This is a genomic window from Corynebacterium sp. HMSC078H07 (assembly GCF_001812805.1).
Taxonomy (GTDB): domain Bacteria; phylum Actinomycetota; class Actinomycetes; order Mycobacteriales; family Mycobacteriaceae; genus Corynebacterium.
In genome coordinates, this window is the sequence record NZ_KV810518.1 from 23,902 (window position 1) to 34,845 (window position 10,944).

Annotated in this window: 11 protein-coding genes and 1 tRNA gene; 10 read left to right on the forward strand and 2 right to left on the reverse strand. The window is 62.7% G+C overall.

What is annotated here, in order from left to right:
- Positions 1–27 precede the first annotated feature (27 nt).
- Together HMPREF2875_RS11965 and HMPREF2875_RS11970 are read left to right on the forward strand one after the other, a co-directional pair.
- Positions 28–1,530 carry an MFS transporter gene (locus HMPREF2875_RS11965; protein ID WP_070673448.1) on the forward strand — a complete coding sequence of 501 codons (1,503 nt, stop codon included), beginning with the start codon at positions 28–30 and terminating at the stop codon, positions 1,528–1,530.
- Positions 1,514–2,041, forward strand: coding sequence for a TetR/AcrR family transcriptional regulator (locus HMPREF2875_RS11970; protein WP_070673449.1), 528 nt, complete (start codon positions 1,514–1,516; stop codon positions 2,039–2,041). The genes HMPREF2875_RS11965 and HMPREF2875_RS11970 overlap by 17 nt, the downstream gene beginning before the upstream one ends.
- 19 nt (positions 2,042–2,060) lie before the next feature.
- On the opposite strand, the gene HMPREF2875_RS11975 is transcribed toward HMPREF2875_RS11970, so the two are convergent.
- A tRNA-Thr gene (locus HMPREF2875_RS11975) sits at positions 2,061–2,133 on the reverse strand.
- Positions 2,134–2,319: 186 nt separating this feature from the next.
- Between HMPREF2875_RS11975 and HMPREF2875_RS11980 the strand changes: the two genes are divergently transcribed.
- Genes HMPREF2875_RS11980 through otsB form a run of 5 tightly spaced genes read left to right on the forward strand, consistent with a single transcriptional unit; the run spans position 2,320 to position 7,113 of the window.
- Complete coding sequence (locus HMPREF2875_RS11980; RefSeq protein ID WP_070673450.1) at positions 2,320–3,996, forward strand: threonine/serine exporter ThrE; 1,677 nt, start codon at positions 2,320–2,322, stop codon at positions 3,994–3,996.
- A 50-nt stretch (positions 3,997–4,046) separates the two neighbouring features.
- On the forward strand, positions 4,047–4,406 hold the full coding sequence (locus tag HMPREF2875_RS11985) for a hypothetical protein (protein WP_070673451.1): 360 nt from the start codon (positions 4,047–4,049) through the stop codon (positions 4,404–4,406).
- A 2-nt stretch (positions 4,407–4,408) separates the two neighbouring features.
- A complete protein-coding gene (locus HMPREF2875_RS11990; protein WP_070673452.1) occupies positions 4,409–5,833 on the forward strand; it encodes an alpha,alpha-trehalose-phosphate synthase (UDP-forming) in 1,425 nt (474 codons plus the stop codon).
- Positions 5,833–6,336 (forward strand): hypothetical protein, encoded by a 504-nt coding sequence (locus tag HMPREF2875_RS11995; RefSeq protein WP_246817113.1) that lies wholly within the window; start codon positions 5,833–5,835, stop codon positions 6,334–6,336. Before HMPREF2875_RS11990 ends, HMPREF2875_RS11995 begins: the two co-directional genes overlap by 1 nt.
- 30 nt (positions 6,337–6,366) lie before the next feature.
- Positions 6,367–7,113: a trehalose-phosphatase gene (gene otsB / locus HMPREF2875_RS12000; protein ID WP_070673463.1), complete on the forward strand. Its 747-nt coding sequence runs from the start codon at positions 6,367–6,369 to the stop codon at positions 7,111–7,113.
- Between the two features lie 36 nt (positions 7,114–7,149).
- Here otsB and HMPREF2875_RS12005 read toward each other — a convergent pair whose 3' ends face one another.
- Positions 7,150–8,271, reverse strand: coding sequence for a LacI family DNA-binding transcriptional regulator (locus HMPREF2875_RS12005; protein ID WP_070673454.1), 1,122 nt, complete (start codon positions 8,269–8,271; stop codon positions 7,150–7,152).
- Between the two features lie 73 nt (positions 8,272–8,344).
- On the opposite strand from HMPREF2875_RS12005, the gene HMPREF2875_RS12010 reads away from it, so the two are divergent.
- The 3 genes from HMPREF2875_RS12010 to HMPREF2875_RS12020 form a co-directional block, all read left to right on the forward strand.
- Positions 8,345–9,451 (forward strand): metal ABC transporter solute-binding protein, Zn/Mn family, encoded by a 1,107-nt coding sequence (locus HMPREF2875_RS12010; protein ID WP_070673455.1) that lies wholly within the window; start codon positions 8,345–8,347, stop codon positions 9,449–9,451.
- Positions 9,452–10,153: a metal ABC transporter ATP-binding protein gene (locus HMPREF2875_RS12015; RefSeq protein WP_070673456.1), complete on the forward strand. Its 702-nt coding sequence runs from the start codon at positions 9,452–9,454 to the stop codon at positions 10,151–10,153.
- Positions 10,146–10,944: metal ABC transporter permease (locus HMPREF2875_RS12020; protein ID WP_070673457.1), on the forward strand; the 799-nt coding region annotated here is incomplete at its 3' end. The genes HMPREF2875_RS12015 and HMPREF2875_RS12020, both read left to right, overlap by 8 nt.

The following is a 10,944-nucleotide window of genomic DNA, read 5'->3' on the forward strand; positions in this document are numbered from 1 at the left end:
AACGACCGTTCGCTAGAGTTTCGCAGCATGACAAATACACAGACCACCGCGCCTACCGACGCCCTCCGCACCTCCGCGACGCGCCGCTGGACCTTCTTTGGCGTCGTTTCTTTGGGCCTGCTCATGATCGGTCTGGATAACTCGATTCTCTACACCGCACTGCCGGAGCTCTCCGAGCAGCTCCACGCCACTTCCCTGCAGCAGCTGTGGATCATCAACGCCTATGCACTCATGCTCGCCGGCCTGCTATTGGGGACGGGCACGTTGGGCGACAAGATTGGGCATCGCCGGATGTTCGTCATTGGTCTGTGGATCTTTGGCATTGCTTCGTTGACGGCAGCACTCGCTCCCGGCGCGTGGGAACTCGTCGCTGCCCGCGCTTTTCTGGGGCTCGGTGCCTCCGTCATGATGCCCGCCACGCTGGCGCTTATCCGTCTGACCTTCGAGGATGAGATTGAGCGCAACACCGCGATTGGTATTTGGGGATCCATTGCCGTCGTTGGTGCCGCGGCTGGCCCTACCGTGGGCGGTTTCCTGCTGGAGCACTTCTGGTGGGGCTCGGTCTTCTTGGTCAACGTGCCCATCGTCATCATCGCGCTCGTGCTCACTGCGTTTCTGGCCCCGCCGAACGTGGCGAATCCGGCCAAGCACTGGGATGCCCTGTCCTCGCTGTATGCGCTGGTGACGCTGGCGTCTCTCGTGCTCGTCATCAAATCTGTGGCGAGCTCTCACCTCAACGCTATGCTCATCGGCGGCGCACTCGCTGCCTGCCTTGTAGGCGCCGTTCTGTTCACGCGCCGGCAAGACACATTGGAGGATCCCCTCCTCACCTTCGACATCTTCCGCTCCCCCATCTTCACGGGAGGCGTACTGGCAGCGGCAGGCGCCATGTTTGGCATGGCGGGCTTGGAGATGACCACAACGCAGAAACTTCAGCTCGTTGACCTGTACTCACCGTTGCATGCCGGACTCATCATCTCCATCATCGCGCTCGCTGCACTGCCCATGTCGGCACTGGGTGGCGCGAACCTGCACCGCTGGGGGTTCCTGCCGATTATTGCCGGCGGCTTCCTCTTCATGGCCTGCGGCATCGGCTGCGCGGTATGGGGCGGGCACCGCGAACTTTTCCCGGCCTATATGGCGGGGCTTTTCCTCACCGGCATCGGCGCAGGCCTTGTCATGTCGGTGTCCTCCACCGCCATCATCGGCGCGGCACCAGCATCGCGCTCCGGCATGGCCGCAGGCGTAGAAGAGGTCTCCTATGAATTTGGCACGCTGCTCTCCATCGCGGTGACGGGCTCGCTCGTGCCGTTGCTGTTCACGCGCGGCCTGCCTGAAGACATCCAGAAGCTCGGCATGGAGGCGCTATACACACCGGAGCTGGTCGAGGTATCCTCCGGCGCTTATACCCACGCCTACCTCAGCACCGCCGCCGGGCTCGCCGTGGTGATGCTCCTCTTCGCCGCGGTGACCGGCTGGTGTTTCCGCAACAACCCAAAGTCTGGAGGTGCCAATGCCGCGCATCAGTAAAAAGATCGAAGCGCTAGAAATGGCGCTCATCATCATCGAGAAGGACGGCATGCATGCGCTGACCTACGATTCCCTCGCCACGGCTACCGGCATCAGCAAGTCCGGGCTCATCTACCACTTCCCTACCCGGCACCAGCTGCTCATTGACTGCCATACGCTGTGCGCGGAGCGCTGGGAAGAGGAACTTATCCACCTCTCCGGCGGCAAGACCGCAGATCAACTTACGGAACGTCAGCGCTACCGCGCGGCCATCGAATCGATGGGCAAGAATGACCCGCTCATTGAGCTGCTCATGTCCATCCACGCGCAGTCGCATCCGGACTTTCAGGAGGTATGGAGGGACGTCGATAAGCGCTGGCTCCCTGACCCCGCCACGGCCGACGAGTCCGTACTGTTGGCGTCGGTCATTGCGCACGGGCTGTGGGTGCACGATCACCTCACCGAGCGCGCCCTGCCGCCGCGCCGGCGCCGCGCGCTTATCGACGCCGCCCTCAGCCACCTCGCCGAATAATGTGCGGCCGAACAATTTGAGCTGGAGACGAGACTTGAACTCGCAACCTACGCATTACAAGTGCGTTGCGCTACCAATTGCGCCACTCCAGCACCGCGGTTAATCCGCTAGGGGAATCGTACCCGAGTCCACCCCAAGGAAGGAAAGCCGGGGTCTGTGTGCTGCACAAAAGCGTGCGCCGCGCCACACTAAAAGCACTGGCAGGTGCATAAATCGGCGGCAGTTACTAAAGTGCTGATTTACCGAACCCAGAACTGTTGTTGAGGTCTTTCTTTTCCGTGTCTGTTCTTTCTTCGTTTCGCCAGCGCCTGCGTGATGGCTCGGCGCACGTCGCCACCATTGACGCCGCCAAAGCTGCTCCGCCGCCTTCCCCACTTGCCCCGGTCGATCTGACCGACCCGGCGCAGGTCACGGGTGTTATGGAGATTGCCGCGCGCGTCGGTGAAATCCTCATTGCGGCGGGCACGGCAAATACGGACGCCCAGGCACAGATTCACCTCGTGGCCTCCTCCTATGGCCTGCACTACTGCCACGTGTCGATTCTGCTCAACACCATCACGATTCATACCGCGATTGGTACCGGCGCCAACCGCCGCAACCTGCACGTGTTCCGCGTCGCGCCGAGTATTGCGGTGGACTTCACCAAGTTGTCCGCGGTGGACCGCCTCATTCGTTCCATCCACTCGGGTGCCACTCCGCCGTCGATGGCGGAGAAGATTCTCGACGACATCGATGCGATGAAGAATCCGTACTCAAAGAAGACCATCGTGAGCGCTTGGGGCGCTATGGGTGGTTTTATTGCGGTGATGCTGGGCGGTGACCTGCTCGTCGGCGTGGTCACGTTCCTCATTTCGGCGCTCATTATGGGCACGAACATGTTCTTGGCTCAGTATCGCCTGCCGCCCTTCTATCAGAACCTCGTGGGCGGGCTCTTGGCGGTTGTTCCGGCGGCGATCTTGTACAACGTGTTTGCGCAGTTCGGCATCCAAATGCTGCCCTCACAGATCATCGGTTCGGGCATTATCGTCCTCGTGGCCGGCCTGACGTTGGTGCAATGTTTGGTGGATGGCATCACGCGCGCGCCGGTAACGTCCTCGGCAAAGTTCTTTGAGGCCCTCATGTCCACTGGCGCCATCATCGCCGGTGTGGGTTTGGGCATCCAGGTGGCCGGGTGGCTGGGCTTTAGCCTGCCGCCTTTGGCCACGTTGGCACCGCCCGTCTACCACCAGATTCCACTACTCGTGGTGTGCGGTGGAATCGGCTCGGCAGGTTTTGCACTAGCGTTAGGCGCTTTGTGGTCGGAGGTCGCCATCTCCGGACTGACGGCCGCGGCCGGTATGGTTTTTTACTATTCCATCGTCGTGCCGTTTGGCGTAGGTCCGGTGGTGGCCTCGGGTATCTCGGCGGTGGCCGTGGGCCTGGCCGGTGGTTTGCTCTCCCGCCGCTACATGATGCCGCCGCTCATCACGATGATTGTGGGCTACACGCCCATGCTTCCTGGCCTCACGTTGTACCGCGGCATGTATGCCACGCTGAATGAGCAAATCATCACCGGTCTGACCAACCTGGCCAGTGCCTTGGCCATCGCCGGCGCGCTGGCAGCCGGCGTGGTCTTTGGTGAGCGCGTAGCCCGTCGCCTGCGCCGCCCGAAGTACTTCCGCCCTTACACCGCCTTCAAACGCCTGGGCACCTTCTCTTTCGCCCGTGCTACGCGCTTGGCGCAGCGCGCCCGCATCCCGCGCGTGCCCATGTCTCCCTTCGCCCCTCGTCACAACCTGCCGGCCCCGCCACCGCAGTATGGCCCGAAGCCACCGACCCCGGCGCAGCAGGCTCGCTTCCAGCAGGGCGATGCGGTCACCGATATGTGGCCTGCCACCACCCAATTCCCTGCGCAGCGCCCCACCTACACGGTGCCGGGCAAAGACGACCCCACCACCCCGCCGGCCAAGCAATAGCGTAGAATGGCCGGTCTGAAAGCTTTCACACTTCATTCCAGGAGGACTCCGTGCCACCCAAGGTCACAGACACTCAGCCTGCCGCTGATCAGACCCATGCCGTCGAGGAAGAGACCGCCCGCGCCGCGCGCCGCGTCGTTGCTACCTACGCCGAGGATTTCCTGGACGGTGTGACGCTCATGTCGATGCTGGGCGTCGAGCCGGAGGGCTTGGTTCACCGCAAGGTACTGGCAGAGCACGAAGATGCTGCGCCGAAGAAATCCACCAAGAAGGCGACCAAGAAGGCCTCGAAGAAGGCGACTAAGAAGTCAACAAAGAAGGCCGCCAAGAAGTCGACGAAGAAGGCGACTAAAAAGTCCACTAAGAAGGCAACGAAAAAGGCCACCAAGAAGACCACTAAGAAGGCCTAGGTATGCCCGGGCGCTCCAATAGCTTCGTCGTCGTGGCCAACCGCCTGCCGGTAGACCTCGAGACCAGCCCCGATGGCACCCGCACGTGGAAGGCCTCCCCGGGCGGGCTCGTCACCGCGCTCTCCCCGGTCTTGGAGAAACACCACGGCTGCTGGGTGGGCTGGCCGGGCGTGGCCGATGAAGCCCCGGAGCCCTTCACCACGGACAATGGGGTGTTACTCCACCCGGTGCGCCTGACCCAGGACGATTTTGAAGCCTTCTACGAGGGCTTTTCCAATGCCACGCTGTGGCCCTTGTATCACGATCTCATCGTGACACCCATCTATAACCGCGACTGGTGGGACGCCTACCGCGAGGTCAATCTGCGCTTTGCCAACGAAGTCGCTGCCGTGGCCGCAGAGAACGCCACGGTGTGGGTACAGGACTATCAACTGCAGCTCGTGCCGGGGATTCTGCGCCAGCTGCGCCCGGACCTCACCGTTGGTTTCTTCCTGCACATTCCATTCCCCTCCCCCGATCTCTTCCGTCAGTTGCCGTGGCGTGAGGAATTGGTGCGCGGGCTTCTCGACGCCTCCTTGATCGGCTTCCACCTCGAATCCAACGCCCGCAACTTCCTCGAACTCGCCCGCACTCAAGGTCTTGAGGTCGAAGGTGAGGTAAGCACCCGCCGTGTTACCGCCCATATCACCTCGAATAGTGGGCATTCCGTGGGCGTGGCCGCCTTCCCGATTTCCATTGCTGCGGGTGAGTTTGGAAATGAAGGGGATGAGGGGGACGTCGCTAAGCTCCGCGCCGAATTGGGGGATCCGAAGCGCATCATTTTGGGCGTGGACCGCCTGGATTATACGAAGGGTATTTTGCAGCGCCTCACCGCGTTTGAGGAGCTGCTCGAGACCGGCGCGCTGGACCCGGCAGAGGTGACCCTGGTGCAGCTGGCCACTCCGTCGCGGGAGCGTATTGACCACTATCGCGCCACGCGCTCCAAGGTGGAGGAAGCCGTGGGCCGCATCAACGGGCGCTTTAGCCAGCTGGGCCGGCCGGTGGTGCACTATCAGCACCGTTCCGTACCCAAGGACGTGCTGCGCAGCTACTACCGTTTGGCGGATATCATGCTGGTCACGCCGTTTAAGGACGGCATGAACCTCGTGGCCAAGGAATATGTGGCCTCTCATGGCGATGGCTCGGGCGCACTGGTGCTTTCTGAGTTTGCTGGTGCTGCGGCGGAGTTGACGCAGGCCAACCTGTGCAACCCCTTCGATATCGAATCCATTAAGCGTGCGCTGCTTTCGGCGGTCAAGGCCCTTGATGAATCCCCGGAACTCATGCGCGAGCACATGCTGGCAATGAACCGCCAGGTGCGTGACCATGACATTGCGCTGTGGTCGGAATCCTTCCTCGGCGCACTGAAGGCACTGAAGGAGGCATGATGCGCAGGTTTTCTATGGCGCTCATAGCGCTGTGCTTGGCCGCGCTTCCTGCCTGCAGGTCCGCTGAGGAGGAACCTACTCCGCGGGGTGATGAGAGGGTCGTTGGCAAGCAATGGCAGGTCACGAACCTGTACACCACTCCAGAAGCACCGTCGGCCATCGCGCCGGATACGGCGCAGGTCCCGCACATGAGCTTCGGTGAGCATACCGTGGTGGGCTCGACGGGATGCGTGCCGTTTACCGCTGAGGTCTCTTTTACCGAGGGAGGCAAGGACTCCACGATATGGGAGGCCGATGGCATGCATGTGGACAAGGTCGACTACGAATCGGTGCCGTCGAACGAGGACTGCACGGGGTCGGCACTGTGGGCGGACAAGCTTCTGCGTACCCTCATCGCGCAGGGTCATGACTTTGATTTTGCGCTGAACCACAACAACCAACTGGTGTTGACCCTGCGCACGGACAAGGTGGATTCCCCCATTATTCGGATGGCCTCGCTCTAGGACTAGGGTTTTAGGGCTAGGGTGGGCACCATGATGGATGCTCTTGCCTCAGCCTCGCACCTCGCGGTGGTGGCCGATTTCGACGGCACTCTCGCCGGTTTTGCCACGCGCCCAGACGCTGTCCAGCCGGAGAAGCGCTCTCTCGACGCCCTTGCCTCGCTTGCGCAGCTGCCCGACACCACGGTGGCGGTGCTCTCCGGCCGACACCTCGACGGTCTCAAGCGCGTGTGTCCGCTGCGCGAGCCGGTGCTCATGGGTGGCTCACATGGCGCGGAATCCTCGTGGGAAGAATCCCCGCTGACCCCGGAGATGAAAGCGCATCTGGCCAAGAAAGAGGCGGAGATTGAGGAGATCATCGCTCGCCATCCCGGCGCGGAGCTGGAGGTCAAACCTTTCCAGCGTGTGCTGCACTTGCGGGCTCTAGAGCTCAAGGACCCCGCTGCTGCCGCCGCGGCATACGAGGAGGGCTTGGCCTTAAGCGCGGATGGATTCCCCAAGACAGCGGGCAAGTGCGTTGTGGAGTTTTCCGCCACGCAGGCAACAAAAGGTACGTGGATTAAGACCTTGCGCGAGCGCGTCGGCGCCACGGCCGTGGTTTTCTTAGGTGATGACACGACCGACGAGGACGGTTTCGCCGTACTCAACCAGCCGCCAGACCTCGGCGTGAAGGTGGGCGAGGGCGATACCTTGGCCACGTACCGCGTCGCGGATGTGGTTGCAGTGTCGGAGTTTCTGGAAGAGCTCGCGGCCGCCCGCGCGGCGCACGCTTCATGCTAAAGACCCGAGCCGCACCCATACCTGTGCCTCGGCTATCTAGGCCGAGGGAGCGACGGTACGGCCTTCGTGGAAGGTCGTGCTGAGCACCTTGCGCGGTGGCTCCTGAGTCTGAGTGGTGCGCGACGACGCCCCCGTCCGGGCACCCGCGCGATCGATGAGGTCGGCGAGCATATGCCCGGCGGCCGCTCCTTTCGCTTTGTTGGGCTGCACGACGGTGCTCAGACCCACGGCTAAGGCTGGGGCAATGCCATCGAAGCCGGTAACCGACAGCTGCGAAGGCACGGCGATGCCGTGGTCGCGCGCATAGGCCAGCACGCCCAGCGCCATGGAGTCCGTCGTACACAGCACCGCAGTAAGCTCCGGATGCGCGGTGAGCAATTCCTCCGCGGCAGCGTACGCCGTGCGGGAATCATTAATGTGCCGGGTGACCACAGGAATCGACTCCGGAGAAAGGCCAGCTTCCTGAAAGGCGTCCAATGCCCCCAGCACGCGGGAGCGCTGCACGTGCATATCGGCGGCCGCCAGCTGCTCGGGAGATACGAAACCGTCGAGACGCTCTCGGTGCAGGCGGATGGTGAGGATGCCGATGTGGGTATGGGAGGCGTCGATAAGCGCGCGCGCTGCTGGGGCAATCGCAGCCCTGTCATCGATCCCCACGAAGGGCAGCCCAGAATCCGTGGGCTGGTCACAGACCACGACCGGCAGCCCACGCCGCCGTACGGCCTCGAGGTAAGCATCGCCCGCAGCTACGGAATACACCACGAAACCATCCACCGCTGCGGAGCCGACGAGTTGGCCCGCGTGAGCGTCATCGGACGCGCCTACCGTATCGGGGCCCGCCGGTATGAGGGTCAGAGTTGTGCTCGCGCCCGCAGAGGCCTCCGCCATGCCCGCAAGGAAGTCAACGGATGCCATGTCCTCGAAGGCATAGGACAGGTGCTCGGTGAGCAGCACCCCCACCGAGCCTTGGCGGCGCGTGCGCAGGCTGCGCGCGGTGGGGTCTGGGCCGACGTAACCGCGGGCGGCGGCTGCGGCCAGGATGCGTTCGCGGGTGGCAGGAGCCAGCTGGTCAGGGCGGTTATACGCGTTGGACACCGTGGTGCGGGAAACCCCGAGTTCAGCGGCGAGGGAGGCCAGCGTGGTGCTGCGAGTGGACATGCTGGTTACCTTACCCGTTTTCAACTCATCATCATTTGACAACAATTTTCACTAGGACGTTAGAATAGACGCCATGACTACATCGCTCTCACGCCAATCTTGGCGCCGCCCCACCGCTCTCCTTTTCGCCGCTACCCTCGGCGCTGCATCGCTGACTGCTTGCTCCTCCAGCGGTGACAACTCTGACGGCGATGCGGGGGCCGGAAGCGATAAAGAGACCATCCACGTCGTCGCCTCGACGTCCATCTGGGCCGACGTGGCGCAGGCGGTGGTCGACACAGCACAGACCGACGTCAACATCAACGTCCGGGCCATTGTCACCGGCAACGGCGTGGACCCGCACCACTTCGAGCCCACCGCGGCCGACATCGCCCGGGCTAACGAGGCCGATGTCATCATCGCCGGTGGCGGCGGCTACGACGCCTGGCTCTACCAGGCCGTCAAGAACCAAGACGCCATCATCCACGCCCTGCCCCTCACCGAGCATTCCCATGACCATGCGCACGATCATGGCGACCATGACCACGCACACGACGAGCATGAGCACGCGCATGACGAACATGCGCATGAAGACGGCCACGACCACGCGCATGAGCACGCTCACGACCACGCGCATGACGTCGAAACCGTCAGCATGGACGAGGCCAAGAAGATTGCCGCCGAGCACCCAGAGACGATCACCAACATCGAAGGCAACGAGCACGTCTGGTACGACGCCGCAGCCATCGAGAAGGTGGCCAATGAGGTAGCCACACTCGTGAACAAGACCAACGCGGAAGCCAAGGCCACTGCGGACCCGCTGGTTCAGCGCGTAGAGAAGATCAAGGAGCGCGTCGGAAAGCTGCCGGCACAGAACTACGCGCAGACCGAACCCATCGCGGATTACATCATGAAGTACTCCGACAGCACCGACGTCACCCCGGAGGGCTACCGCAAGGCCACCGTCGCCGAGGGCGAGCCGAGTGCTGCGGACCTTGCGCGCTTCCTCGAGGCGATTAACCAGGGCGAGGTCGACCTGCTCATCTTCAACCCGCAGACCGAGACGGACATGACCAAGCGCATCCGCTCCGCCGCTGAGGACAAGGACATCCCGGTCGTCGAAATCGGCGAAACCCCGCCGGAGAACACCGACTTCCTCGACTACTACGAGGAAGCCGTCAGCGCACTTGAGGCTGCATAAGTGCTCGTTTCCTTTCATAATGCCGCAGTGGAACCGCTGTGGTCGGACCTGAACCTCGCCGTGGACCGCGGCGAGTTCATCACCGTTTTGGGGCCCAACGGCGTGGGCAAATCCACGCTGCTGGGCACCATCCTGGGCACGCGTGCGCTTACGGCGGGCACGGTGGACGTTAATTGTCGCGTCGGCTTCATCCCCCAGCAGCGTATGTTCCCCGCTGATCTCCCCCTGCGTGCGCGTGATTTGGTGTCCTTATCGCTAGCCCATGGCACTGTCCGGCACCGCCGTCCTCCTCGCCACCGCGTGGATGAGCTACTGGAGGAGGTGGGCGCTACCGGTATTGCGAACCGCCGCGTAGGCCAGCTTTCCGGCGGCCAGCAACAGCTCATCCGCCAGGCCCAGGCGCTTGCCAACGACCCAGAGCTCATTCTCGCCGATGAACCACTCTTGTCGCTGGATCCGGGAAAGCAGCACGTGACCGTCGAGAGGCTCGAGACGTGGCGTCGCGAGCGCGGCACCTCCATTCTCTTCGTCACGCACGGCATCAACCCCGTGCTGCACGTCGTCGATAAGGTGCTCTACCTCGCACCAAACGGTCACACATTTGGCCCAGTGGATGAGGTCATGCGCTCCGACGTGCTATCCGAGCTTTATGGTTCCTCCGTGACCGTCCTCAACGTCGAAGGGAGGCTCATCGTTGTCTAAGTTCATCGAAGACACCCAGTACCTTTTGCAGGTTGATTTTGTGCAGGACGCGCTCATCGCCTGTGCGCTTCTGGGCATCCTCTCGGGAGTGATGACCTCGCTCATCGTCTTGCGGCAGATGTCCTTCTCCGTGCATGCCACCTCGGAGCTCGCGCTCATGGGTGCGGCCGCAGCGCTGTTGTTCGGACTGAACATCGGCTTCGGCGCGATTGCCGGCGCCATCGTCGCCGCCATCATTCTGGCGGTGCTCGGCCTCAAAGGCCAACAGGACAGCGCCATCGGCGTGGTCATGAGCTTTGGCCTAGGCTTGTCGGTGTTATTCCTGCACCTCTACCCTGGCAACGCCAACACCGCTATGACGCTGCTGACCGGACAAATCGTCGGTGTATCTTCGGCGTCCGTGTGGCTGCTGGCGGCGACGACCGTCATCATTGTCGCAGCCGTTACTATTTTGTGGCGCCCGCTTCTTTTTGCCTCCGCGGACCCCGTCATGGCGCAGGCAGCGGGCGTGCCGGTGAAAGCCCTCTCCGTGGTCTTCGCAGTTCTCGTCGGTTTGACCGCCGCGCAGTCGGTGCAGATCGTCGGCTCGCTGCTCGTCATGGCTTTGCTCATCACGCCGGGCGCGGCGGCAGTGCAGATTACCTCCTCCCCGCTGCGCGCGGTGGTGTGGGCAACCATCTTCGCGGAGGTCTCCGCCGTGGGAGGGTTTATTCTGTCGCTAGCGCCGGGCCTGCCGGTGTCGGTCTTCGTGACCACTATTTCTTTTGTCATTTACCTGGTTTGCCGTCTAA

Bases quoted from the DNA above. Each gene is read 5' to 3' on its own strand.
- HMPREF2875_RS12005 (WP_070673454.1), bottom strand. From the start codon at position 8,271: ATGTCCACTCGCAGCACCACGCTGGCCTCCCTCGCCGCTGAACTCGGG.
- HMPREF2875_RS11995 (WP_246817113.1), top strand. From the start codon at position 5,833: ATGCGCAGGTTTTCTATGGCGCTCATAGCGCTGTGCTTGGCCGCGCTT.
- HMPREF2875_RS11970 (WP_070673449.1), top strand. From the start codon at position 1,514: ATGCCGCGCATCAGTAAAAAGATCGAAGCGCTAGAAATGGCGCTCATC.
- HMPREF2875_RS12010 (WP_070673455.1), top strand. From the start codon at position 8,345: ATGACTACATCGCTCTCACGCCAATCTTGGCGCCGCCCCACCGCTCTC.
- HMPREF2875_RS11990 (WP_070673452.1), top strand. From the start codon at position 4,409: ATGCCCGGGCGCTCCAATAGCTTCGTCGTCGTGGCCAACCGCCTGCCG.
- HMPREF2875_RS11965 (WP_070673448.1), top strand. From the start codon at position 28: ATGACAAATACACAGACCACCGCGCCTACCGACGCCCTCCGCACCTCC.
- otsB (WP_070673463.1), top strand. From the start codon at position 6,367: ATGATGGATGCTCTTGCCTCAGCCTCGCACCTCGCGGTGGTGGCCGAT.